We start from the raw sequence: 24,285 nt of genomic DNA, 5'->3' as shown, positions 1-24,285 counted from the left end.
CCTCCGCAAGCCTAGTCGGCCCGCCGCGCGACGGCCCGCCGCCATATCGACGCGGCCGGTACGGTGGCGCGGTGCTGACTTCAGGAGTGGTGCTCAGCGACCGCTACCGGCTGGACGAGCGCATCGCGACCGGCGGCATGGGCGCGGTGTGGAGATCCACGGACACGCTGCTGGGCCGCGAGGTCGCGGTGAAGGTGCTGCTGCCGTCGTTGCTGGCCGACCCGGAGTTCACCACCCGCTTCCACGCCGAGGCCCGGATGCTGGCCGCGCTGCGCCACCCCGGCATCGTGCAGGTGCACGACTTCGGCTCCGCGACGCTCGCCGACGACAGCCGGATCAGCTACCTGGTGATGGAGTACGTGGACGGCAAGCCGCTGACGGGCTGGGTGCGGCACGCCGGTCGGCTCGACCCGGCGTCCACCATGTCGGTGGTGGGGCAGGCCGCGCGGGCGTTGCACGCCGCTCATCTCGCCGGCATCGTGCACCGCGACGTGAAACCGGGAAACCTGCTGGTCAAGCGGGACGGCACGGTGGTGCTCGTCGACTTCGGCCTGGCTCGGGCCCGCACCATGGCCGGCCTCACCGCCGCCCACATGGTGCTCGGCACCGCCTCGTACATGTCCCCGGAGCAGGCCGCCGGCCAGCCGGTCTCGCCGGTCACCGACGTCTACGCGCTCGGCGCGGTGGCGTACTTCTGCCTGACCGGCCGGCCGCCCTTCGACGGCGACAGTCCGGTGCAGGTGGCGATGCGGCACGTGGAGGACGAGCCGCCGCCGCTGCCGCCGGCCACGCCCCCGGCGGTGGTCGAGGTGGTCCGGCGCGCGCTGGCGAAGAGCCCGCGCGACCGCTTCCCCACCGCGGCGGCGCTGGCCGAGGCCGCACAGGACGCCCGGGACGCCACGCTCGCCGGCGTGCCGGTCCCGCCGCGCCCGCCGTGGGCGGTGAGCGGCCCGGCCACGCCCGAGGCGGCCGGCGGCCCGGCGGAGGGTACGGATCCGACGGCACGCCCGCCGGCCCCGCCCGTACCCGTCTCGCCCGCGTTCCGAGGTGCGCAGCCCGTCGGTGCGCCGCCGCCCGCACCGGACGGCGGACCGCCGACGCGGGAGGGGCCGGCGCGACGCGGGCGGCGGACGACGGCGCTGGCCGGGGCGGCCGGTGTGGTGCTGGTGGCGGTGTCGGCCGCGGTGGCGGTGGCGGTGCTCCGCTCCCCCGACGAGCGGCGGCCGGGTGCGGCGCCGACCGCGCTGGCCGGTGAGTCCACGGCCGCCGGTCCGGTGGCGCCGGCGACACCGAGCGGCGCCGGAGCGGCGACACCGAGCGCGAGCCGCACCGGGCGGTCCGGCCGTCCCCCGGCGGCCACGCCGAGCAGTCCCGCGCCGTCCGCCGGTGACCCGACGGCCGGCGGCCCGCCGACGCCGAGCGCCGGCGCGTCCACGCCGACCGGGAGCCCGTCGGTGGCGCCGGCGGCGAACCCGTACGCCCCCGGACAGGTGTGCGGCGACGGCTACCAGGTGATCGACTCGGCCACGCTGACCGCGGGCGGGGCCCGGCAGGGGCGGGTCTACCTGCTCTACAGCACCGCTTCCGGGGCCAACTGCGTGGTGACGCTCAAGGACGCCGACGTCGGGCAGGTCACCACCGTCGCCACCTACCTGCAGGTCAAGGGCAAGGGCCGGCAGACCGAGAGCGGCGGCTACCGCTACTACGCCGGCCCGGTTCGGGCCGCCGCGGCCGGCGTCTGCGTGAGGTGGGGCGGCTCGGCCGGCGGCGCCACCTACGACAGCGCCTTCGAGCACTGCGCCTGATCCCCCACCCCTCCCCCCGGCGAACCGGGCGTGTCCGGCATTGCGGGGGCGACGAGTGCACGATCGGCGCTGGGAGGGGGTGGGGCGGAGCGGTGACGGGAGAACTAAGGTACGGGCATGTCCGTTGACGGGTGGCACACCCTCCTGGTGCTCGGCGGTATCCGCTCCGGCAAGTCCGGGTTCGCCGAGTCACTGGTCGCCGACGCGCCCATGGTCCGCTACGTGGCCACCGCCGCAGCCGGGGACCCGGAGGACACCGAGTGGGCGGCTCGCCTCGCCGCGCACCGGGCCCGGCGGCCGGGGAGCTGGACCACCGAGGAGACCGCGGCGGACCCGGGCCGGCTGGCCGAGGTGATCGTCGCCGCCGGCCCGCACGACACGCTGCTCGTGGACGACCTGGGCGGCTGGGTGACAGTGCTGCTCGACCCCGCCCACCAACCGGCCGACGACACCGCCACCATCGCCGAGCTGGCCGCGGCGGTGCGGGCCAGCGAGGCGCGGCTGGTGCTGGTCAGCCCCGAGGTCGGCCTGTCGCTGGTGCCCACCACGCCGCTGGGCCGGGCGTTCACCGACGCGCTGGGCGCGACCAACCGGGCGGTGGCCGACGCCTGCGACGCGGTCGTGCTGGTGGTCGCCGGCCAGACCGCCTGGCTCAAGCCCGCCTCGACCCCGCACACCCACGCCGCACCGCCTCGGCACGCGCAGGCGGGGAACGCCACGCCGGCGCAGTCCGCGCTCGGCGTGCCGGCACAGCCGGTCGAGGCCGCCGCGCCGGCCGGGGCGGGCACCTCCGCCTGGGCCGGGCTGGACCAACCGACCGCGTCCGCCGGGCGTCGGCCGGGAAGCGTCGCGCCGGACGCGCCGCTGCCGGAGGTGCTCACCCCTACCGCGAGCCCGGCCCCGGCCTCGGCATCCGCCGGCCCGGCCGGCGCCGGGGACTGGGCGGCGCCCACCATGGCGCTGCCCATGATCGCCACCGGTCTGGTCATCCAGCCCGGCATGGAACTGCCGATGCCGGACGACTACACCGGCCCGCAGGCGGTCGACCGGCTCGCCACCCTGGACCTTCCCGGCGCCGGCCTCGGCGTGCTGGAGCAGGTGGTCGGCTTCGCCGCCGCCACCCAGGGCACCTCGACCCCACGCCCGTGGGACACGGTCCGGGTCCTGCTGCTGCAGGGCGACCACGAGGGCGGGGCGTCCGCCGGCGCGACGCCCGGCGAGTCGGCCCGCCGCGCCCGGCAGGCCCGCGCCGGCCGGGGCGCGCTGGCCCGGCTGGCCGCCGAGAACGGCGCCAGCCTCCAGGTCGTCGAGGCGCCCGTCTCGGCGCCGTTCGAGGACGGGCCAGCACTCCCCGGCGACCAGGTCGAGGCGGCGCTGCGCTACGGCTGGCGACTCGCCGAGCAGGCCGCCGACGCCGGCGTACAGCTGCTGGTGCTGGCGGCCTGTGGGGCCGGCGCCGAGGCGGCCGCCGCGGCGGTCCTGGCGGCCACCGCCGGCGCGGAGCCGCCGGCGGTGCTCGGGCGGGTGGTGACCGAGCAGGGCGAGATCGACGACAACGCCTGGATGGCCCGCTGTGCGGCCGTCCGGGACGCGCTGCACCGCACCCGGCGCTCCCCCCGGGAGGCCAAGGACGTCCTGGCCGAGCTGGGCGGTGGTGACATCGCGATGGCCACCGGCGTGCTGCTCGGCGCGACCGCCCGACGGGTCCCGGTGCTGCTCGACGGCCCGGTCGGCACCGCCGCCGGCATGGTCAGCCGCGACCTGGCCGGGCAGGCCCGGCACTGGTGCCTGCTGCCCGACCACGGCGGCCGCCCCGGCGTGCGGCTCGCCGCCGACGTGCTCGGCCTGACCCCGCTGCTGGATCTCCGCCTCGACCTGGGCGAGGGGGCGACCGCGCTGGCCGCCCTGCCGCTGCTGCGCTCGGCGCTCACGCTCGCCGCCACCCTGCCGACGCACCCGTCGCTGGGCGGCGGCGAGGACGAGAGCCACCCCGACGCCGCGCCGGCCTGGCCGGCGGAGGAGCCGGACTTCGCCGAGCCGGAGCCGGCCGGGCCGGGTCCGGCCACCACCGGCTCCGACGAGCCGGTGTCGCCCGGCCGTCGTGCCGACTGAGCCCCGGCTCGCCGACGGCGTCCGGCTGGCGCTGACCACGTTCACCACCGCGCCGGTACGCGCCGGGCGGGTCGACCGGGCCACGGCCGGCACCGCGATGGCGCTGGCCCCGGCGGTCGGCGCGCTGCTCGGGGTGGTGCTCGGCGGGGCGCTGCTGCTGGCCGGGGCACTCGCCCCGCCGCTGGTCGCCGCCGGGGTCACGGTCGGGCTCGGCGCGCTGCTCACCCGGGGCCTGCACCTGGACGGGCTGGCCGACACCGTGGACGCGCTCGGCTCGTACCGGCGTGGGCCGGCCGCGCTGGAGATCATGAAGCAGCCGGACGTCGGCCCGTTCGGGGTGGTCGCGCTCGTGGTCGTACTCCTGCTCCAGACCGCCGTGCTGGCGGAGCTGGCCGGGCGGGACGCGCCGGCCGCGCTCGCCGCGGTGGTCGCGGCCACCGCCGCCGGGCGGCTGGCCGCCGGCCTGGCCTGCCGCCGCGGCGTGCCGGCGGCCCGGCCGGAGGGGCTGGGCGCGCTGGTGGCCGGCACGGTGGGGTGGGGCGCGCCGGCGCTCGGCGCGCTCGCCGTGGCGCTGCTGGCCGCGCCCGCGGTGCCGGGCCGCCCGTGGCAGGGGCCGCTCGCCGTGCTCGCCGCGCTCGCCGTCGCGGCCGGGCTCCTGCGGCACCTGGTACGCCGCTTCGGCGGCATCACCGGTGACGTCCTCGGAGCGCTGGTGGAGGTCGTCACCACGCTGTCCTACCTGGGACTGGTGCTGACCGGCTGATCGTCGCCCGGTCGGGCGGGTAGCGTTCGGGTGAGTGCACGGCGCGGTCGAGGGGGACGGATGCTGATCACGGACGACTTCCTGCCCGTACCGGTGCCGGAGTCGCTCGACGCGACCTACCTGGTGCCGATCGAGGGGCTGCCCCGGGTCAGCCCGAAGACGGCCGTGGAGGGGCTGGCGGGCCGGCTGGCCCCGCCGGTGCACGGGCTGGCCAAGCAGATGCTGGACAGCCCGCTGATGAGCGTGGACACCCGCACCGTCGACGAGTTCCCCGAGCTGCCGCCGGACCTGCTCGCCGCGTTCGGCGCGACCGAGGAGCAACTGGCCCGGCTCGCCGCCGCCACCCACCTGGTGGTGGTGCAGGCCGAATACCGGCCGGGCTGGCCGCCCGCGCACGAGTGGGCGGCCCGGGCGGTCGCCGCGGCGGTCGCCGAGACGGTCGGCGGGGACGTGGTGGACGTGTTCGGGCTCCAGTTCCTCGACCCGGCCGCCGCGCTGCGCTCGCTGCCGGACGAGCACGGCCGGATCCGGCTCGTCGACTGGGTGCTGGTGCCCTACTCCTCGGACGCCGACGGGCTCTGGTTCACCACCAAGGGGCTGCGCCGGTTCGGGCTGCTGGAGTTGCAGGCGCAGGGCGTGCCGGACCATCTCACCCGGGCCTGGGGCGCGGTGATGACCGGGGCGGCCCGACGGCTGCTGCGGGACTGGACCGACGGGCTGTCCGGCGAGGAGGTGCCCGCGTTCGTGCAGCTTCCGGTGCTGGCCACGGTGACCGGGCACGACATCGCGGTCGCGTACGGCAATCCGGAGCAGCACGGCGCGACGGCGCCGGTGCTGCTGCGCCTGGAGCTGGACCCGGCCACCGACCCGGACGCCGACTCGTTCCTCAGCCTGAACCCGCCGACCGGGCATCCCGGTCCGCCCGGCCGCTACTTCGCCGCCGCCTGCGCGACGCTGTTCAACGGCATCCAGCCCGACGTCCGCTACGCCCGCACGGGCGACGCGATGAGCCGGGCGGTGGCGACCGCCCGGGCGGCGCTCGGCGACATCCGGGCCCGGTTCCTGGCCGGCGGGCTGCCGGACGAGAGCCAGCTCGTGGTCAAGTACGGCCTGCCCGGCGATGAGGGCCCGGAGTACGTCTGGGCCGGCGTGACGTCGTGGGACGCCCCGGAACGGATCGTCGGCGCGAGCGCCACCGACGCCAACAGCGACCCGAGCGTGCGGATCGGCTCACCGGTGGTGGTGGAGGCGTCCGACGTGGTCGACTGGGCCGTCCTGGACGGCACCGGCGTGCTGGAGGGCGGCTGGACCCAGGCCGTCCTCGACGCGGGCGAGCGCCTGCGCGAGGACTGACCCGGCGGCTCAGCCCGAGCGCCTGCGCGAGGACTGACCCGGCGGCTCAGCCCGAGCGCCTGCGCGAGGACTGACCGGGCGGCTCAGCGCACCGAGGGCTGGACGAACGGCGGCTTCGTCAGGCGCATCCGGGCGCGGCGCCCGCGGATGTCCACCTCCAGCTCCTCGCCGTCGGGCAGCTTCGGGTCGGTGTCGACCAGCGCGAGCGCGATGCCGTGCTTGAGCGTCGGGCTGAACGTGCCGCTGGTCACCACGCCGACCTGCCGGTCACCGGCGTGCACGGTCATGCCGGGGCGTGGGATGGCCCGGTCGACCGCGGTGAGGCCGCGCAGCGTACGGGCCGGGCCGGCGGCCTTCTCGGCGCGCAGCGCGTCCCGGCCCCAGAAGGCCGGCTTGTCCCAGCCCACCGCCCAGCCGGAGCGGCCCTGCACCGGGGTGATGTCGAGGGAGAGGTCCTGCCCGTGCAGCGGGTACCCCATCTCGGTGCGCAGCGTGTCCCGGGCGGCCAGGCCGCAGGCGCGCGCCTCCGGCCCGCCGGCGACGATCGCGTCCCAGACGGCGACCGCGTGCTCGGCCGGCACGACCAGCTCGTAGCCCAGCTCACCGGTGTAGCCGGTCCGGCAGACGCTCAGCTCGACCCCGCCGAGGTGGGCGGTGGAGAAGCTCATGTAGTCGTGCCCGGTGGGCAGCCCGAGCCCGGCGAGCAGCTCCGCCGAGCCCGGCCCCTGGACCGCGAGCACCGCGTACGCCTCGTGCTCGTCGGCGACGTCCACGCCGTCGGGCGCGGCGGCGCGCAACCGGCGCGCCACCTCGGCGGTGTTCGCCGCGTTGGGCACCAGGAAGACGTGGTCGTCGGCGTGCAGGTAGGCGATGATGTCGTCCACCACGCCGCCGGTCGCGTCGTCGCAGCAGAGCGTGTACTGGGCCTGGCCGGGCGCGATCCGGCCGAGGTCGTTGCTGAGGCAGGCGTTGACGAAGCCCGCCGCGCCGGCGCCGGTGACCCGGATCTTGCCCAGGTGCGAGACGTCGAAGACGCCCACCCCGGTCCGCACGGCAGTGTGCTCCTTCAGCACGCCGCCGCCGGCGTACTCGAGCGGCATCTGCCAGCCGCCGAAGGGGGCGAACTTCGCGCCGAGCGCGGTGTGTCGCTCGTGCAGCGGGGAACGGCGCAGCCGGGTCTCGGCGGCGTCGGAGGTCACCTCGGTCATGGGTGGCAACTTACCGGCCGGGACCACGGTGGTTAGCATCGGCGGGATCCCGTCGACTCGCATCGGCGGGACAGCCACGCTTCCGGCGGGTAGGTTGCCGCCGGAGAGACCTTCATCGCCGGCACGCGACGACGCGGCCGGCCCGGCCCGCCCGGAGTAGCTTTCGTGACATCGCCCCGCACCACCCTCAGCCTGGTCGACACCGACCCCGCCGAACTCGCCGTCGACGCGATCGTGATCGGCGTGCACAGCCAGACCACCGAACCGGGCCACGGCGCACCCGCCGGCGCCCTGCTCCTGGCCAGCGGCGCGGAGAGCATCGCCGCCGCGTTCGACGGAAAGCTGACCGAGACGCTGGCCCTGCTCGGCGCGACAGGTGGCCCCGGCGAGGTGATCAAGCTGGCCACGCTGGGCACGGTGACCGCCCCGCTGGTCGTCGCCGTCGGGCTCGGCGCGGAGCCCTCGGGCGCCGCTCCCGCTCCCGAGTCCCTGCGCCGGGCCGCGGGCGCGGCGGTGCGGGCGTTGGCCGGCGCGCCGCGGGTCGCTCTCGCCCTGCCGCTGCCGGACGACGCCGACGCCCCGGCCGCGCTGCGCGCGGTCGCCGAGGGCGCGCTGCTCGGCGGCTACCGGTTCGCCGGCTACAAGACCAAGCCACAGCCGGCCCGGCGCGAGCCGGTGGCCGAGGTGCTGGTCTCGGTGCCGGACGCGGCCGACGCGACCGCCCAGGCCGAGGTGGCCCGGGCGCAGGCGGTGGCCGGCGCGGTGCGGACCAGCCGGGACTGGGTGAACACCGCCCCGAACGAGCTGCGCCCGCCGGCGTTCGCCGACGCCGTGGCGTCCGCCGCCCGGGAGGCCGGCCTGACGGTCGAGGTGCTCGACGAGGCGGCGCTGGCCGCCGGCGGCTACGGCGGCATCCTCGCCGTCGGCCAGGGTTCGGAGGCCCCGCCGCGGCTGGTGAAGCTCACCTGGACGCCGGCCGGCGGCGGCAACGGCAAGAAGGTGGCGCTGGTCGGCAAGGGCATCACGTTCGACACCGGCGGCATCTCGATCAAGCCGGCGCAGGGCATGTGGGAGATGAAGTCGGACATGGCCGGCGCGGCGGCGGTCGGCGCGGCCATGCTCGCGGTCGCGGCGCTCAAGCCGTCGGTGACCGTGACCGGTTACCTGCCGATGGCGGAGAACATGCCGTCGGGCACCAGCTACCGGCCGGGCGACGTGATCAGCATGTACAACGGCAAGAAGGTCGAGGTGCTCAACACCGACGCCGAGGGCCGGATGATCCTGGCCGACGCCATGGCGCGGGCCTGCGAGGACGGTGCCGACTACCTGTTCGAGACCTCGACGCTGACCGGCGGTCAGGTGATCGCGCTGGGTAAGCGGATCGCCGGCGTGATGGGCACCCCGGAGCTGTGCGAGCGGGTCCGGGTTGCCGGCGACGCGACCGGCGAGCCGGCCTGGCCGATGCCGCTGCCGGACGACGTGCGCAAGGGCATGGAGTCGGACGTCGCCGACATCTCCCAGGTCAACGCCGGCATGGACCGGGCCGGGCACATGCTCCAGGGCGGCGTCTTCCTGCGTGAGTTCGTCACCGAGGACGTGGCGTGGGCGCACATCGACATCGCCGGCCCCGGCTACCACTCGGGCGAGCCGACCGGCTACTGGACCAAGGGCGGCACCGGCGTGCCCGTCCGCACCCTGCTCCAGCTCGTCGACGACGTCGCCGCCAACGGCTGAGGTGCAAGGAGGGGCCCCCGCTTAACGCATTCTGCATAGGCGGGGGCCCCTTTTAACACCTGGCGGCCGGCGGCGCTCAGAACAGCTCGGGGCGGCGCTTGCGGCGCTCGTTGTAGTCGCGCATCCGTTGCGGGTAGCCCATCAGGCGCACGTCGTAGATCGGGATGGCGGTCTTGTGGGCCCAGCGCCGGGCGTCCTCCGGGCTGCCGACCCGTCGCCGGGTCCACTCGCCGTCGTCGGCGATCAGGATGACGGTGGTCTCGGTGACGGTCGTCCGCGGTTCCAGGTAGGCCTCGACGCCCTTGCGGGTGCGGACGAAGTTCTCAAGATGGTCCAGATCGGCGCGGTCGGCGGTGCGGTCGCGGCTCACCGCGGCCACCCGCTTGCGTCGTCGGAACAGCGCCACCGGATCCACTCCTCCCCCGGACGTCATCGAAGACGATGCCAAGGGTACGTGTCGCCGACGTGTCGTTGGGCACCTCGGTACGCGCTCGGCCGCCGGTGGTGACAAGATGACCGAGGTGGGGTGTACCTGTTACCCCGCCGTAACCCCCGATGCAGTGACGCGACCTGGGAGTTGGATGTGAGCGAGCCGAACGACACGACCTTCGACATCGTCATCCTCGGAGGTGGTAGCGGCGGCTACGCGGCGGCGCTGCGTGCCGCCCAGCTGGATCTCTCCGTCGCGCTCATCGAGAAGGGCAAGCTCGGCGGCACCTGCCTGCACAACGGGTGCATCCCCACCAAGGCGCTGCTGCACGCCGCCGAGATCGCCGACCAGACCCGCGAGTCCGAGCAGTTCGGCGTGAAGGCCGAGCTGGTGGGCATCGACATGGCGGCGGTCAACTCGTACAAGGACGGCGTGATCTCCCGCCTCTACAAGGGCCTGCAGGGCCTGGTGGGCAGCTCGAAGAAGATCACCTTCGTGGCCGGCGCCGGCAAGCTGGTCGGCAAGAACGTGGTCGAGGTCGACGGCAAGCGCTACACCGGCCGCAACGTCGTGCTGGCCTCCGGCTCGTACGCGAAGAGCCTGCCCGGCCTGGAGGTCGACGGCGAGCGGATCATCACCAGCGACCACGCGCTCACCATGGACCGGATCCCGGCCTCGGCGATCGTGCTCGGCGGCGGCGTCATCGGCGTCGAGTTCGCCAGCGTCTGGAAGTCCTTCGGCGTCGACGTGACCATCGTCGAGGCGCTGCCCCGCCTGGTCGCCGCCGAGGACGAGGAGTCGTCGAAGGCGCTGGAGCGGGCGTTCCGCAAGCGGAAGATCAACTTCAAGGTCGGCAAGCCGTTCGAGAAGGTCGAGAAGACCGACAAGGGCGTCAAGCTGACCATCCAGGGCGGCGACACGGTCGAGGCCGAGCTGCTGCTGGTCGCCGTCGGTCGCGGCCCCAACACCGCCGGCCTCGGCTACGAGGAGCAGGGCGTCAAGATGGACCGCGGCTACGTGCTGACCGACGAGCGGCTGCGCACCAGCGTGCCGAACGTCTACGCGGTCGGCGACATCGTGCCCGGCCTGCAGCTCGCGCACCGCGGCTTCCAGCAGGGCATCTTCGTCGCCGAGGACATCGCCGGGAAGACCCCGGCCGTGATCGACGAGGTGGGCATCCCGCGCGTCACCTACTGCGACCCCGAGCTGGCGTCGGTCGGCCTGACCGAGGCGAAGGCCAAGGAGCAGTACGGCGCCGACAAGGTCAAGACCTACAACTACCCGCTGGGCGGCAACGGCAAGAGCCAGATCCTCAAGACCACCGGCCACGTGAAGCTGGTCCGGGTGGACGACGGCCCGGTGGTCGGCGTGCACATGGTCGGCGCGCGGGTCGGCGAGCTGATCGGCGAGGCCCAGCTCATCTACAACTGGGAGGCCTACCCGGCCGAGGTGGCGCAGCTCGTGCACGCCCACCCGACCCAGAACGAGGCCCTGGGCGAGGCGCACCTGGCCCTGGCCGGCAAGCCGCTGCACGCGCACAACTGACCACGACAACCGCGGCGTCCGGCGACGGGCGATGATCCCACCAGGGGAACAAAGGAGTCTGGAGAACATGCCGGTATCGGTCACCATGCCCCGGCTCGGCGAGAGCGTCACCGAGGGCACCGTCACGCGCTGGCTCAAGCAGGAGGGTGACACCGTCGAGGTCGACGAGCCCCTGCTGGAGGTGTCGACCGACAAGGTCGACACCGAGATCCCGTCGCCCGCTGCGGGCGTGCTGAGCCGGATCGTGGTCGGCGAGGACGAGACCGCCGAGGTCGGCAGCGAGCTGGCGGTCATCGCCGGTGAGGGCGAGGACGCCGGCAGCGCCCCCAAGGAGGAGGTGGAGCCGGCCACCGAGCCGACCGCCGCCGCCGAGGGCACCGGCCCCGAGCCGGAGCAGGCCGAGCAGGCCGCCGCGGAGCCCGGCGCCGAGGCCGAGCAGTCGGCCGTCGAGGAGCCGGCCCAGCCCGCCGCGTCGTCGGGTGAGGGCACCCCGGTGACCATGCCGGCCCTGGGCGAGAGCGTCACCGAGGGTACGGTCACCCGCTGGCTCAAGCAGGTCGGCGAGACCGTCGAGGTGGACGAGCCGCTGCTGGAGGTCTCCACCGACAAGGTGGACACCGAGATCCCGTCACCGGTCGCCGGCACGGTTCAGGAGATCAAGGTCGCCGAGGACGAGACCGCCGACGTCGGCGCCGTGCTGGCGATCGTCGGTGCGGCCGGCGCCGCACCGGCCGAGACGAAGCCCGAACCGAAGCCCGAGCCGAAGGCGGAGGCGAAGCCCGAGCCGAAGCCCGAGCCCAAGGCGGAGCCGAAGCCGGAGCCCAAGGTCGAGGAGCCGACCCCGGGCATGTCCTACAACGAGCCGTCCGCCGAGGCGGAGCAGGCCGCCGAGCCGGCCAAGGCGGAGCAGGCGGCCCAGCCGTCCGCGCCGACCCCCACGCCGCAGCGCCCGACGGCCCCGGCCCAGGGTGGCGGCGAGGAGGCCGCCGGTTACGTGACGCCGCTGGTCCGCAAGCTCGCCGCCGAGCACGGTGTCGAGCTGGGCTCGGTCAACGGCACCGGTGTGGGTGGCCGGATCCGCAAGCAGGACGTGCTGGAGGCGGCCGAGAAGGCGAAGGCGGCCAAGGCCGCGCCGGCTCAGCCGGCCGCCGCCGAGCCCGCCGCCGCCAAGGCGCCGGCCCAGCCGGCCGCCAAGCCGGAGCCGAGCGCCAAGCGGGGCACCACGGAGAAGCTGCCGCGGATCCGGGCGACCATCGCCAAGCGGATGCAGCAGTCGCTGCACGAGACGGCGCAGCTGACCACTGTCGTCGAGGTCGACGTCACCAAGGTCGCCAAGCTGCGGGCCCGGGCCAAGGACTCGTTCCAGGCCAAGCACGGCGTGAAGCTGTCCTTCCTGCCGTTCTTCGCCCTGGCCGCGATCGAGGCGCTGCAGACCCACCCGATCATCCAGGCGAGCATGGACCTCGACGGCGGGACGATCACCTATCCGGCCGCCGAGCACCTCGGCATCGCCGTGGACACCGAGCGCGGGCTGCTCGTGCCGGTCATCCACAACGCCGGTGACCTCAACATGGGCGGCATCGCCAAGCGGATCGCCGACCTGGCCGAGCGCACCCGGGCCAACAAGATCACGCCGGACGAGATGGCCGGGGCGACGTTCACGCTGACCAACACCGGCAGCCGGGGCGCGCTCTTCGACACCCCGATCGTGCCGTCGCCGCAGTCGGCGATGCTCGGCACGGGCGCCGTGGTGAAGCGCCCGGTCGTGGTCAACGACCCGGAGCTGGGCGAGGTCATCGCGGTCCGGTCGATGGTCTACCTGGCCATGTCGTACGACCACCGCCTCATCGACGGCGCCGACGCCGCCCGCTTCCTGACCTCGGTCAAGGAGCGGCTGGAGGCCGGCAACTTCGAGGCCGAGCTCGGTCTCTGACGTTCGACACGCCAGGGGCGCACGGCGACTGCCGTGCGCCCCTGGCGTCGTTTCCGGGTCAGCCGCGCAGGTGCTCTTCGGAGACCGTCCACAGCCGCTCGGCCGCCTCCGGGTCCCGGGCGTACGGGGCGTAGCCGGTGCGGGTGCCCGGCTGGTTCACGCCGGCCTCCTGGCAGTCCTCGAAGTACCGGCCGCCGGCGCCGGCCACCAGCGGCGAGGCCGCGACCAGCACCGAGGTGGACGCCCCCTGCTCGGGGGTCTTCCAGTAGGCCGCGCCGCCGCCGCTCTGCGCGCGCATCCGGTCCAGCTCCTCGTCGCTGATGTAGCGCTGGAGGTTGGTGCGGATCGCGCCCGGCATCAGCGCGTCGACGGTGATGCCGTCGTCGGCCCAGCGCCGGGTGGCCTCGACCGCGAAGAGCACGTTCGCGGTCTTGGACTGCCCGTACGCCTGCCACGGGTCGTACGGCCGCTGCCGGAAGTGGATGTCGTCGAAGACCACCGGCGAGCGCAGGTGGGCGGCCGAACTGACCGAGACGATCCGCGCGGTCCCGGCCGCGGCGAGCGCCGGGCGCAGCCCGGTGGCCAGCGCGAAGTGGCCGAGGTGGTTGGTCGCGAACTGCATCTCCCAGCCCTGCTCGGTGCGCATCTCCGGCGACGCCATGATGCCGGCGTTGTTCACCAGCATGTGCAGCGGCCCGTCCCAGGTGCGGACGAAGGCCGCGACCGAGCCGAGGTCGGCGAGGTCGAGCGGGGCGACCAGGATGCGGTCGTTGCCGGTGGTGCCGGTGATGTCCTCGGCGGCGCGCTGCCCGGCGTCGGGGTTGCGGACGGCGAGGGTGACGTCCGCCCCGACGGCCGCGAGCGCGCGGGCGGTCTCCACGCCGATGCCGGAGGCGCCGCCGGTGACGACGGCCCGCCGCCCGGTCAGGTCGAGACCGCGGACCACCTCCAGGGCTGTGGTGTCGCGGGAGAACGGCGTGGTGACGGGGTTGCTGGTGGTCATGATCCATCCTTGTCGGCGGCGGGGCGGACCGGTGTCCGCCCGCTACGATGAAAAGCGGAGGATCCTCCGTTACGTCGAGCTTAACCGGAGGACCCTCCGGTTGCTAGTCCGCCGGGCCCGGTGCCCGGTCGAACCGAGGAGGAGCCGTGCCCGACCGGCCACTGCGCGCCGACGCCCAGCGCAACCGGCAACGCCTGGTGGACGCCGCGGTCCAGGCGTTTTCCCAGGCGGGCGCCGAGGTAACGCTGGACCGCGTGGCCCGGGACGCGGGGGTCGGCATCGGCACTCTCTATCGCCACTTCCCGACCCGGGAGGCGTTGGTCGAGGCGGCGTACCGCAACGAGTTGGCCAAGCTCTGCGACGCCGTGCCGGACCTGCTCGCCACCCGACCCGCCGAGGTCGCGGTGCGGGACTGGATGGATCGGTTCGTCGACTACCTCGCCACCAAACGTGGCATGGCCGACGCGCTGCGGCTGGTCATCGCCTCCGGCGCCAACCCGTACGCGCACAGCCGCGACCGGCTGCTCGCCGCGCTGAACGACCTGCTCGCCGCCGGCGTCGCCGCGGGCACCGTACGCTCCGACGTGGCCGCCGCCGACGTGCTCGCCGGGCTGAGCGGCGTGGCGCTGGTGGCCGGCGAGCCCGAGCAGCGGGAACAGGCCGGTCGCCTGCTCGACCTGCTGATGGACGGACTGCGTCACCGACCGGGCTGACCCTCGACGCCGGCCCGGCCCGTTCCGGCCCGCGACCGCCGGCACGCTGACAGACTCGGCCGGTGGGCGGGTACGGGTGGCGAGGGCGCCTCGGGCCGGCGGTGCCGGTGGCCCCGGGAGCCCGGGTGGACCGGTTCGAGATCTTCTTCGACCTGGTCTTCGTCTTCTCGTTCTTCATCATCACCCGGGCCACCGCGCTCCAGGTGACCGGCGGCGCCCTGCTGCACGCCCTGCTGGTCCTCGCCGTGCTCTGGTGGTCGTGGGTGGTGCACAGCGTGGTGGCCACCCGGGTCCGGCTCGGCGAGGGCTTCGTCCCGGTGCTCATGACCGTCGGCATGGCCGCGCTGTTCACGTTCGCGCTGTCCCTGCCGAACGCGTTCCGCGATCCGCGCGGCAACGCCGCCGGCCCGATCGTCGCGGCGCTCAGCTACACCGTGCTGCGCCTGGTGCACCTGCTGCTCTACCGGCACGTGGTGCGGGACAGCCCGAACGAGCGCCGGCAGCTCATCCGGTTCACCCCGGAGGTGATCGGCAGCACCGCGCTGCTGCTGGTCGCCGCGCTGGTGCCGCCGAAGATCGACGGCCTGTTCACGGCGTCGGTGGTCCGGGACGGCCTGTGGGCCACCGTCGTGCTGCTCCAGTACGGCACCGGCATCATCGCCGGGACCTGGGGCTGGGGCGTCGCCTCGGCCGAACACTGGACCGAGCGGTACGACCTCATCCTGATCATCGCGCTGGGCGAGTCGGTGATCTCCGTCGGTGTCGGCAGCAACCTGCTCGGGCAGCCGCCCACCTGGCCGGCCGTGACCGCCGCGGCGCTCGGGATCTTCTTCACCGCCGCGCTCTGGTGGGCGCACTACGACCTGGTCGGTCCGGCCGCCCGGATCGCCCTGCACGCCGCCCGGGACGGGCCGCGGGTGGCGATGGCCCGGGACGCGTACGCGTACCTGTTCCTGCCGATGATCGCGGGGATCATCCTGTTCGCGCTCGGCGCCGAGATGATCGTGCACGACATCGCCAATCCGGACGTGTCCCCGGCCGAGTCGGCGCACGGGCCGGCCGTACCGCTGCTCTTCGGCGGTGTGGCCTGCTATCTCTGCGGCAACATGCTGTTCCAGGCGCGGACGCTGCGCACGGTGAGCTGGACCCGGGTTGTCGCGGTGCTGCTGCTGGGCGCCGCGATCCCGCTCGCCGAGCGGGTGCCGGGCCTGGTCGCGATGGCCATCCTGACCGTGATCGCGGTCGGTATGGTGACGGCCGAGGTGATCGTCTTCGACGAGGGCCGGCGGGCGTTGCGGAAGCTGGTCTTCGAGGAACGGGCCAGTCACGAGGCGCACGAGGCGGCCTGGCGGGCCCGGTGGCACGAGCGGCCCGACGAGGGCGAGTGACGCGGGGTTGAACCGGTCGGCGGTCGGCCCCGTGGAACTGCTCGGCCCCATCACGGGGCTCCGAGAGGAACGGGGACACCATGACCATCGACACCGTCCACGCCGGCGCGGCCGGCACCTGGCAGCTCGGCGACCGGACCGTCAACCGGATCGGCCTCGGCGCGATGCGGTTGACCGCGAACGCCGACGGCGGACCGAGCGACCGGGACCGGGCCGTCGCCGTGCTGCGCCGCGCGGTCGAGCTGGGCGTCAACCACATCGACACGGCGGCGTTCTACTTCTCGCCGCTGCGCTCGGCCAACGAGCTGATCAACCGGGCGCTCTCGCCGTACCCGGATGAGCTGGTGATCGTCACCAAGGTCGGGCCCGGCAAGGACCCGTCCGGCGGGTGGCTGCCGATGGCCCGGCCGGAGCAGTTGCGCGGCCAGGTCGAGGAGAACCTGCGCCAGCTCGGCCGGGACCACCTCGACGTGGTCAACCTCCGGGTGTACGGGCCGGAGCCGCTGGGCGAGCACTTCGGCGCGCTCGCCGAACTGGTCGACGCCGGGCTGATCCGGCACCTCGGCGTCTCCGCGGTCCGCCCGCACCAGGTCGCCGAGGCGCGGGCGATCGCCCCGGTGGTCTGCGTGCAGAACTCGTACGGCCTCGGCTACCGCCGTAGCAACGACGAGCTGATCCGGGACTGCGCCGCGCACGGCACCGCGTTCGTGCCGTTCTTCTCGATCGTGACCAGCGGCCGGGAGGCCGGGGCGACCGGCGAGGAGCACCCGGAGGTGCTCGCGGTGGCACGCGAGCACGGCGTCACCCCGGCGCAGGTCCGGCTGGCCTGGACGCTGAGCCGGGGCCCGAACGTGCTCGCCATCCCCGGCACCGGCGACCCGGCGCACCTGGAGCAGAACGTCGCGGCCGGCGCGCTGCGCCTCTCCCCCGCCGCCCTGGCGCGCCTCGACGTGGTCTGAGGGGTGGTTAGGAGGGGCCCCTTGTTATGCACCAGGCGTTGAGCGGGGGCCCCGCCTTACCCTTCGGCCCACGGCAGAAGGGGTGGGTGGAGAGGGCGTCGGGGCCGGAGACTGGGCCGATGGCGATCTTCTCCGTACAGGCCCGGGCGACCGACGCGGCGGGCTGGGCCGAGCTGGCCCGCACCGTCGAGGCAGCCGGCTTCGACGCGCTCTCCGCGGCCGACCACCCGGGCTTCGGCCCGTCCCCGTTCGTGGCGCTCGCCGCGGCGGCGGCGGTGACCGGCACGCTGGGCCTCGGCTCGTACGTGTCCAACGCCGGGGTCCGTGAGCCGCTCCTGCTCGCCGCCGACGTGGCCACGCTGGACGTGGTCTCCGGCGGGCGGGCGCGGCTCGGCCTGGGCGCCGGCCACACGCCGGGCGAGTGGCGGGCCGTCGGGCGTGAGCGCCCGGACGTCGCCGGCCGGGTCCGCCGCTGCGTCGCGGTCGCCGAGGCGGTATGCGCGCTGCTGGCCGGCGACGAGGTCACCGTGGACACGCCGGACCTGGCCGCGTTCGCCGCCCGCCTCGACGGGCCGCGACCGGTCCAGGAGCGGATCCCGCTGACCGTGGGCACCGCCAACTCGACGCTGCTGCGCTGGGCCGGCGCGCACGCCGACGTGGTCGGGCTGACCGGCTTCGGGCGCACCCTCGCCGACGGTCACCGGCACGAGGTCCGGTGGCGGTCCGACCAGCTCGACGCGCAGCTCGCCCACGTGGCCGCCGGCGCGGCCGGCCGCGCCGAGCCGCCCGTCCTGGAGGCACTGGTCCAGCGGGTCGCCGTGACCGACGACGCCGAGGCGGTCGCCGCCGAGACGGCCGCGGAGACCGGTCTCACCCCGGCCGAGGTGCTGGCCACCCCGTTCGTGCTGATCGGCACGGCGGACGAGATCGCGTCGGCAGTCGCCACGCATGAGCGCCGCTGGGGCGTCACCCGCTTCGTGGTACGCGCCGACGCGGTCGCCGCGCTCGCACCGCTCCTGCCCGGGCTGGCGTGAAACGGGTCGACTTCGAGCGCACTCGAGATAGGACACTGGGGTCATGACGACGACACGACGGTTGGGCCGCAGCGGCATCGAGGTCAGCGCCATCGGCATGGGGTGCTGGGCGATCGGTGGTCCGCTCTGGGACGGGGCGCAGCCGCTCGGTTGGGGCGAGGTGGACGACGACGAGTCGGTCCGCACCGTGCACCGGGCGCTGGATCTGGGCGCGACCCTCTTCGACACCTCCAGCAACTACGGCGCGGGGCACAGCGAGCGGGTGCTGGGCCGCGCGCTCGCCGGCCGGCGGGACCGGGCGGTGATCGCCACCAAGTTCGGCTATCCCACCGACGAGGCGACCCGGCAGGCCGCCGGCGAGGACGCCAGCCCGGAGTACGCGCGGCGCAGCCTGGAGGGCTCGCTGCGCCGGCTCGGCACCGACCACGTCGACCTCTACCAGCTGCACCTGGGCGGGTTGCCGGTGCCGCGGGCGCTGGACCTGGTCGAGACGCTGGAGGACCTGGTCGGCGCGGGCACGATCCGGGCGTACGGCTGGAGCACCGACGACCCGGCCTCGGCGCGCGCGTTCGCCGAGGCGGGCCCGCACTGCACGGCGATCCAGCACGACCAGTCGGTGCTGCGGGACAACGCCGCGATGCTCGCGGTCTGCGACGAGTTCGACCTGGCCAGCCTCAACCGGGGGCCGCTGGCGATGGGCCTGCTCACCGCGAAGTACCAGGGCGCGCCGGCGGCCCGGGGCGGCGACGACGTGCGCGGGTCGGCCCCGGAGTGGCTGGACTGGTTCAGCGACGGCGTCCCGCGTGCCGAGTGGGCCGACCGGGTGGCCCGGGTCCGCGAGGCGCTCACCGCCGACGGCCGCACGCTCGCCCAGGGCGCGTTGGGCTGGCTGCTCGCCCGCAGCCCGCACACGCTGCCGATCCCCGGCTGCCGGACGGTCGGCCAGGCCGAGGAGAACGTGGGCGCGTTGGCGTACGGGCCGTTGCCGGAGGCCGCGTTCGCCGAGGTGGAGCGCCTCCTCGCCGACCTGCGCTCCACCCCGGCGACCGCGTGAGCGCCGCCGAGCCCGGTGACTCCGACGTCGACCGACGCTTCGCGCTGCCGGCCACCGCCGACGAACGCACGCTCCTCGACACCTTCCTCGACTTCCAGCGGGACGCCCTGGTCCGCAAGTGCGCGGGCCTGTCCGACGAGCAGCTGCGGTCGAGACCGGTGCCGTCGTCCAGCCTGTCGCTGCTCGGCCTGGTCCGGCACCTCGCGACGGTCGAACGCTGGTACTTCCAGGGCGTGATCGCGGAGGCGTTCCCTGGTGACCTGTTCGACCTGACCGACGACTTCGACGCGCCGTTCCACGATGTCGCCGACGCCGGCGGGCCGGAAACCTTCGCGCTCTGGCGGGCGGAGGTGGCGGCGTCCCGCCGGATCGCCGCCGCGCGCTCCCTCGACGCGATCGGACGCACCCCGGGCACCGGGGCCGAGCGGTCGCTGCGGTGGGTGCTCACCCACATGACCGACGAGTACGCCCGGCATCTGGGTCAGGCCGACATCCTGCGCGAGGCGATCGACGGTCGCACCGGGGAATGACCGCACCGTCGATTTCTCAGGCGTGTCGCGGACGGCGCGCACCTGTGCTCAAGAGCGGTATGCCTCTCGGTCATAATTATGACCGAGAGGCATACCGCTGCGAAGACATACCTGCTGCGACCCGCGACGCGCCCACGCGCCGCCGGGCGCGGCGCGCCGCGCCCGGCTACTGGCCGAAGGTGAAGCGCAGGTCGGCGTTGATCAGACGGTTGAGCCGTTTGCGCAGGTGACCCACGAGGGACGCGTCGGGCAACGGCTCGGTGACCAGCAGTCGCCAGCGCAGGAGGCAGCCGCACCCGCCGTCGGAGGCAAGCTCGAACCGCACGCGGGCGTCCGTTCTGCGGGGCCAGAGCGACGACCAGACGACCAGGTCCGGGTGCTCGGCCTCCAGCACCCGGGGCGGCTGCTCGTCGTCGAGCAGCCGCAGCCACGGACGCGCCGGGTCCCGGTCGGGCCGGGTGAGCGCCTCGAAGACGACCGAGGGCGGCGGCGGTTGGGTACGCGCCCGGCTGCCGACCTCGTGCAGTGTCGAAGCGTCCACGCGCCCCAGTCTGCACCTCCACGCATCCGAATCCCGCTGCGTGCTCGAAGATGGGAACATGCGGATCCTCACGGCCGGCGCCTCCGGCTTCCTCGGCACCCGACTGGTCGACCGGCTCACCGCCGACGGGCACCAGGTCACCCGCCTGGTCCGCCGCCCACCGCGTACCCCGGACGAGCGGCAGTGGAATCCGGCCGCCGCACAGCTCGATCCGCAGGCGGTCGCGGACGCCGACGCGGTGGTGAACCTGGCCGGCGCCGGGGTGGGCGACAAGCGCTGGGACGACGACTACCGGAAGCTGATCCGGACCAGCCGGGTGGACAGCACGACCACGCTCGCCATCACGATCGCCGGTCTGCCCGCCGCGGACCGGCCGGCGGTGCTGCTGAACTCGTCAGCGGTCGGCTGGTACGGCAACACCGGGGACCGGACCGTGGAGGAGGACGCGCCGGCCGGTGAGGGGTTCCTCGCCGACGTCTGCCGGGTCTGGGAGGCGGCGACCCGACCGGCCGAGGACGCCGGCGTCCGCGTGGCGCGGCTGCGCACCGGGTTGCCGCTGCACCGCGACGGCGGCCTGCTCAAGCCGCAGTTGCTGCCGTTCCGGCTGGGGGTCGGCGGCAAGCTGGGCAACGGCCGGCAGTGGCTGCCGTGGATCTCGATGCGGGACTGGCTGGACGCGGTGGCGTTCCTGCTGGCCCGCGAGGACGTGGCCGGCCCGGTCAACGTGGTCGGCCCGGCGCCGGTCACGAACGCCGAGTTCACCCGCGAGCTGGCCCGCCAACTGCACCGGCCGGCGATCATGCCGATCCCGGCGCTGGCGTTGAAGGTGGCCCTCGGCGGGTTCGCCCAGGAGGCGCTCACCAGCACCCGGGTGCTGCCCGGGGTGCTCGGCAAGGCCGGTTTCACCTGGACCCACCCGGACCTGCCGGGCGCGCTGCACGCCGCCCTCACCGGCTGAGGGCGACGCGAGCGCTGGTAGGTGTTGAGCCGGGCCCCTCCTTACCTCGGGTCAGCAGCCGATGACCCAGTAAGCGGGGCCGGTCTGCTTCAGCGCTGTGGTGTAGAAGGTGTTGTAGAGGCCCATCCGCTGGCCGCTGCCGAGCGCGTAGGCGTACCCGCCGGACTGGTAGGCCCGGCCGGCCGCGACGTGCGCGTAGTTGCTGGCGGTGACGCAGACCGGCGCGGCGGTGGGCGACGCGGTCGGGGTGGGCGAGGCGGTCGGGGACGCGGTCGCCGTCGGGGTCGGGCTGGGCGTGGCGCCGCCGCTCAGACCGAAGAAGAGCGCGTCGCGGTACGTCGAGCAGATGGTGTCCAGGAAGTACGCCCCGGCGGTGCCGCACTGGTCGGCGGCCGAGCCCGGGTCGACCGGGGTGCCGTGGCCCATCCCGGAGACCCGGTAGACGCGGACCTGGTCGTTGCCGTAGATCTCCAGGCTGGTGCCGCCCGGCAGCGACGAGGTGCTGGTCGGGCTCTGCGACACGCCGAGCACGTTGGTCCACTGGTCCCGCGACTCGGTCGCGTTCGCCACGTTCACCGTGTAGTCGCTGGTGCCGTGCCAGACGGCCACCCGGGGACGCGGGCCGGAATAGCCGGCGTACGCGTTGCGGACCAGGTCGCCCCACTGCGCCGGGGTCTTGTCCACGCCCGGGTTCATGCAGCTGTACGCCGTGGTGGTGCTGGTGGCGCAGCGGTACGGGATGCCGGCGATGATCGAGCCGGCGGCGAACACGTCGGGGTAGGTGGCGAGCATGACGGAGCTCATCGCGCCGCCGGCGGAGAGGCCGCTGACGTAGACGCGGCCGGCGGCGGTGCCGTAGGTGGTCTTCGCGTAGTCGACCATCTGCTTGATCGACAACGCCTCGCCCTGGCCGCGTGCGGTGTCGCCGGTCTCGAACCAGTTGAAGCAGGAGTTGGCGTTGTTGCCGGACGGCTGCTGCGGCACGATCAGCGCGAACTTCCACTGGTCGGCGTACTTCTGCCAGCCGGAGTTGGTGAAGTAGGTGGAGGCGTTCTGGGTGCAGCCGTGCAGCAGCACCACGGCGGGCGCGTTGCCGGGCAGGCCGTCCGGGCGGTAGGCGTACATGGTCAGGTTGCCGGGGTTGGAGCCGAATCCGGTGACCTGGGTCAGCGAGGCGGCCTGCGCGGGCAGGGCGGCGACCAGGACGCCGGCCGCGGCCAGCACGACCCCGGCCGCCGCCCCGGCGAGGCGGGTGATGAGGGATGAGGAGCGGGACACGGGGACCTCCCGATCATGGAATGTGAACTGGGTCACTCTCCGAGTTGCCGGAACGTTACGTCCGTGTTTCATCGACAGGAATAGCTGTCGGTCACACATTCACCGTCCGGGCGGTGTGCCCAGGTCCGGTTGGTAACGTCCGCTGCGTGCCGTCCTCCCCGTCCCCGGTCACCCGCGACCGGCGCGCCGACCTGCTGGTGACACTCGCGGCGGTGGCGCTGGCGCTCTGGGTCACCAGCGGCATGTGGCGGGACCCGAACACCCGGACGATCACCGTCAACTCCAGCGACCAGGCGCTCTTCGAGTGGCTGCTGGCCTTCGGCGGGCACGCGCTCAGCCACGGCGAGAACCCGCTCTTCACCCACCTGATCAACGTCCCGGACGGGGTGAACCTCGCGGTCAACACCTCGATCACCGTGTACGCGGCGGTCTTCGCACCGCTGACGTACCTGATCGGGCCGCCCGCGACCTTCCTGGTGATCCTCACGCTCAACCTGGCCGCCACCGCGGTGGCCTGGTACTGGCTGCTCAGCCGGCACCTGGTCGCCAGCCGGCTGGCCGCCGGGGTGGGCGCGCTGTTCATCGCCTTCTGCCCGGCCATGGTGTCGCACGCCAACGCGCACCTGAACTGGACCGCGGGCTGGCTGGTGCCGCTGCTGGTCTGGGGCGTGTTCCGGCTGCGCCGGCCCGGCCGCGCGGTCACCGGCGGGATCGTGCTCGGCCTGCTGGTGGCGGTGGCGTTCTCGATCGCCGCCGAGGGTCTCTTCTTCACCGCCCTGGCACTCGCGGCGTTCCTGCTGGTCTGGGCGCTGCACCCGGCCCGGCGAGCGGAGGTGCGGGCGGCGCTGCCGCGCGTGCTGGCCGGGCTCGGGGTGACCGCGCTGGTGGCCGGCGTGCTGCTGGCGTACCCGCTGTGGCTGCACTTCGCCGGCCCGCAACGGTTCCACGGCACCGGCTTCGACCCGCTGATCCACTCCGAGGACATCGCCGCGTACGGGTCGTACCCGCGCCGGTCGCTCGCCGGCTGGGCCGGTTTCGGCACCTCGCTGGCGCCCAACCCGACCGAGGAGAACTCGTTCTTCGGCGTCCCGCTGCTGCTGCTCGCGGTCGCCTGCTTCGCCCTGCTCTGGCGACGCGCCGACCGGGCGTTCCGGGCCACCCTGCTCGCGCTCGGCGTGACCGCGGTGGTCTTCGCGGTGCTCTCCTGGGGGCCGACGGCCAAGTGGAACGGCCGGCGCACCGACCAACTGCTGCCGTTCGGGGTGCTGGACAACCTGCCGGTGGTCAACGCGGCGCTGCCGTCCCGGCTGGCCCTGGTCGTCGCGCCGGTCGTCGGGCTGCTGCTGGCGTACGCGATCGACGCGCTGCGCGCCCGGCCGCCCCGGCGGGCGGTCGGCGCGGTCTGGCTGGTCGGCTTCGTCGTCGCGCTGCTGCCGCTGTTGCCGACCCCGCTGCTCACCAGCGTCCGCGAGCCGATCCCGGTGTTCATCACCGGCGGGGCCTGGAAGCGCTACGTCCCGCCCGACGGGGTGCTCACCCCGCTGCCGCTGACCGTCGACGTCTACCCGGACGGGCAGCGCTGGCAGGCGTACGCCCTCGCCCACCGGCAGGGTGAGTTCCGCATCCCGGCCGGCTTCTTCCTCGGCCCGGGCGGGCCGGACGGCCGGGGCCGGATCGGCCCGGTGCCGCGCACCTTCGACACGTTGATGGACCAGGCCGGCAGCACCGGGCTGGTGCCGATCGTCACCGAGGGCAGCATCCAGGAGTCGCGGGCCGACCTGCGCTACTGGGGGGTGCGGGCGGTGGTGCTGGCCGACCGGGTGCACGGCGCCAAGTACGACGTCGACGAGGAGGCGCTGCGGCGCACCGCCACCGCCCTGCTCGGCCCGCCGGAGCGGGTCGAGGACGTCTGGCTGTGGCGGGTGCCCGCGGCGTGACGCGACG

The 24,285-nt window shown here is 74.6% G+C and carries 19 protein-coding genes and 1 pseudogene; 15 read left to right on the top strand and 5 right to left on the bottom strand.

Going from position 1 to position 24,285, the window contains the following annotated elements:
* Positions 1–71 precede the first annotated feature (71 nt).
* The 4 genes and pseudogenes from GA0070213_RS07010 to GA0070213_RS06995 all read left to right on the top strand — a co-directional run.
* Positions 72–1,475 (top strand): annotated as a pseudogene (locus GA0070213_RS07010) (serine/threonine-protein kinase); the annotation flags it as partial.
* Between the two features lie 447 nt (positions 1,476–1,922).
* A complete protein-coding gene (locus tag GA0070213_RS07005) occupies positions 1,923–3,917 on the top strand; it encodes a bifunctional adenosylcobinamide kinase/adenosylcobinamide-phosphate guanylyltransferase (RefSeq protein ID WP_091059241.1) in 1,995 nt (664 codons plus the stop codon).
* Positions 3,907–4,680: an adenosylcobinamide-GDP ribazoletransferase gene (locus GA0070213_RS07000; RefSeq protein ID WP_091059238.1), complete on the top strand. Its 774-nt coding sequence runs from the start codon at positions 3,907–3,909 to the stop codon at positions 4,678–4,680. The genes GA0070213_RS07005 and GA0070213_RS07000 overlap by 11 nt, the downstream gene beginning before the upstream one ends.
* Before the next feature lie 60 nt (positions 4,681–4,740).
* Positions 4,741–6,033, top strand: a complete 1,293-nt coding sequence (locus GA0070213_RS06995; protein ID WP_091059234.1) for a DUF2314 domain-containing protein — start codon at positions 4,741–4,743, stop codon at positions 6,031–6,033.
* An 83-nt stretch (positions 6,034–6,116) separates the two neighbouring features.
* On the opposite strand, the gene gcvT is transcribed toward GA0070213_RS06995, so the two are convergent.
* Entirely contained in the window at positions 6,117–7,241 is a 1,125-nt protein-coding gene (gcvT, locus tag GA0070213_RS06990; protein ID WP_175441240.1) for a glycine cleavage system aminomethyltransferase GcvT, read from the bottom strand.
* A 165-nt stretch (positions 7,242–7,406) separates the two neighbouring features.
* Here gcvT and GA0070213_RS06985 point away from each other — a divergent pair, with 165 nt between their 5' ends.
* Positions 7,407–8,975 (top strand): leucyl aminopeptidase, encoded by a 1,569-nt coding sequence (locus GA0070213_RS06985; RefSeq protein WP_091059226.1) that lies wholly within the window; start codon positions 7,407–7,409, stop codon positions 8,973–8,975.
* 76 nt (positions 8,976–9,051) lie between these two features.
* On the opposite strand, the gene GA0070213_RS06980 is transcribed toward GA0070213_RS06985, so the two are convergent.
* Complete coding sequence (locus GA0070213_RS06980; RefSeq protein ID WP_091060113.1) at positions 9,052–9,381, bottom strand: hypothetical protein; 330 nt, start codon at positions 9,379–9,381, stop codon at positions 9,052–9,054.
* Positions 9,382–9,558: 177 nt separating this feature from the next.
* Between GA0070213_RS06980 and lpdA the strand changes: the two genes are divergently transcribed.
* Both lpdA and sucB read left to right on the top strand, forming a co-directional pair.
* Positions 9,559–10,950 carry a dihydrolipoyl dehydrogenase gene (gene lpdA / locus GA0070213_RS06975; RefSeq protein WP_091059222.1) on the top strand — a complete coding sequence of 464 codons (1,392 nt, stop codon included), beginning with the start codon at positions 9,559–9,561 and terminating at the stop codon, positions 10,948–10,950.
* 67 nt (positions 10,951–11,017) lie between these two features.
* The gene (gene sucB / locus GA0070213_RS06970) at positions 11,018–12,883 is read left to right on the top strand and encodes a 2-oxoglutarate dehydrogenase, E2 component, dihydrolipoamide succinyltransferase (RefSeq protein WP_091059218.1); all 1,866 of its coding nucleotides are present in this window, start codon (positions 11,018–11,020) and stop codon (positions 12,881–12,883) included.
* Between the two features lie 58 nt (positions 12,884–12,941).
* Here sucB and GA0070213_RS06965 read toward each other — a convergent pair whose 3' ends face one another.
* Positions 12,942–13,886, bottom strand: a complete 945-nt coding sequence (locus GA0070213_RS06965; protein ID WP_091059214.1) for an SDR family NAD(P)-dependent oxidoreductase — start codon at positions 13,884–13,886, stop codon at positions 12,942–12,944.
* A gap of 146 nt (positions 13,887–14,032) precedes the next feature.
* Between GA0070213_RS06965 and GA0070213_RS06960 the strand changes: the two genes are divergently transcribed.
* The 6 genes from GA0070213_RS06960 (at position 14,033) to GA0070213_RS06935 (ending at position 19,564) form a co-directional block, all read left to right on the top strand.
* Entirely contained in the window at positions 14,033–14,599 is a 567-nt protein-coding gene (locus tag GA0070213_RS06960) for a TetR/AcrR family transcriptional regulator (RefSeq protein ID WP_091059211.1), read from the top strand.
* Between the two features lie 62 nt (positions 14,600–14,661).
* Positions 14,662–15,987 carry a low temperature requirement protein A gene (locus GA0070213_RS06955; protein WP_091059208.1) on the top strand — a complete coding sequence of 442 codons (1,326 nt, stop codon included), beginning with the start codon at positions 14,662–14,664 and terminating at the stop codon, positions 15,985–15,987.
* A gap of 80 nt (positions 15,988–16,067) precedes the next feature.
* Positions 16,068–16,946: an oxidoreductase gene (locus GA0070213_RS06950; RefSeq protein ID WP_091059205.1), complete on the top strand. Its 879-nt coding sequence runs from the start codon at positions 16,068–16,070 to the stop codon at positions 16,944–16,946.
* Between the two features lie 119 nt (positions 16,947–17,065).
* The gene (locus tag GA0070213_RS06945; protein ID WP_175441239.1) at positions 17,066–17,980 is read left to right on the top strand and encodes an LLM class flavin-dependent oxidoreductase; all 915 of its coding nucleotides are present in this window, start codon (positions 17,066–17,068) and stop codon (positions 17,978–17,980) included.
* A 43-nt stretch (positions 17,981–18,023) separates the two neighbouring features.
* Positions 18,024–19,034 carry an aldo/keto reductase gene (locus tag GA0070213_RS06940; RefSeq protein WP_091059203.1) on the top strand — a complete coding sequence of 337 codons (1,011 nt, stop codon included), beginning with the start codon at positions 18,024–18,026 and terminating at the stop codon, positions 19,032–19,034.
* On the top strand, positions 19,031–19,564 hold the full coding sequence (locus GA0070213_RS06935) for a DinB family protein (RefSeq protein ID WP_425412806.1): 534 nt from the start codon (positions 19,031–19,033) through the stop codon (positions 19,562–19,564). Before GA0070213_RS06940 ends, GA0070213_RS06935 begins: the two co-directional genes overlap by 4 nt.
* A 166-nt stretch (positions 19,565–19,730) precedes the next feature.
* Here GA0070213_RS06935 and GA0070213_RS06930 read toward each other — a convergent pair whose 3' ends face one another.
* Positions 19,731–20,105: a hypothetical protein gene (locus GA0070213_RS06930; protein WP_245716291.1), complete on the bottom strand. Its 375-nt coding sequence runs from the start codon at positions 20,103–20,105 to the stop codon at positions 19,731–19,733.
* Positions 20,106–20,163: 58 nt separating this feature from the next.
* Here GA0070213_RS06930 and GA0070213_RS06925 point away from each other — a divergent pair, with 58 nt between their 5' ends.
* Entirely contained in the window at positions 20,164–21,063 is a 900-nt protein-coding gene (locus GA0070213_RS06925; RefSeq protein ID WP_091059200.1) for a TIGR01777 family oxidoreductase, read from the top strand.
* 51 nt (positions 21,064–21,114) lie between these two features.
* Here GA0070213_RS06925 and GA0070213_RS06920 read toward each other — a convergent pair whose 3' ends face one another.
* Positions 21,115–22,341 carry an extracellular catalytic domain type 1 short-chain-length polyhydroxyalkanoate depolymerase gene (locus GA0070213_RS06920; RefSeq protein WP_091059197.1) on the bottom strand — a complete coding sequence of 409 codons (1,227 nt, stop codon included), beginning with the start codon at positions 22,339–22,341 and terminating at the stop codon, positions 21,115–21,117.
* A 113-nt stretch (positions 22,342–22,454) separates the two neighbouring features.
* On the opposite strand from GA0070213_RS06920, the gene GA0070213_RS06915 reads away from it, so the two are divergent.
* Positions 22,455–24,278, top strand: coding sequence for a DUF6311 domain-containing protein (locus GA0070213_RS06915; RefSeq protein ID WP_091059194.1), 1,824 nt, complete (start codon positions 22,455–22,457; stop codon positions 24,276–24,278).
* Positions 24,279–24,285 lie beyond the last annotated feature (7 nt).

It is taken from the genome of Micromonospora humi (genome assembly GCF_900090105.1).
Taxonomy (GTDB): domain Bacteria; phylum Actinomycetota; class Actinomycetes; order Mycobacteriales; family Micromonosporaceae; genus Micromonospora; species Micromonospora humi.
The sequence above is the reverse complement of the archived record's forward strand: the minus strand, read 5'-3'. Positions and strand labels throughout refer to the sequence as shown.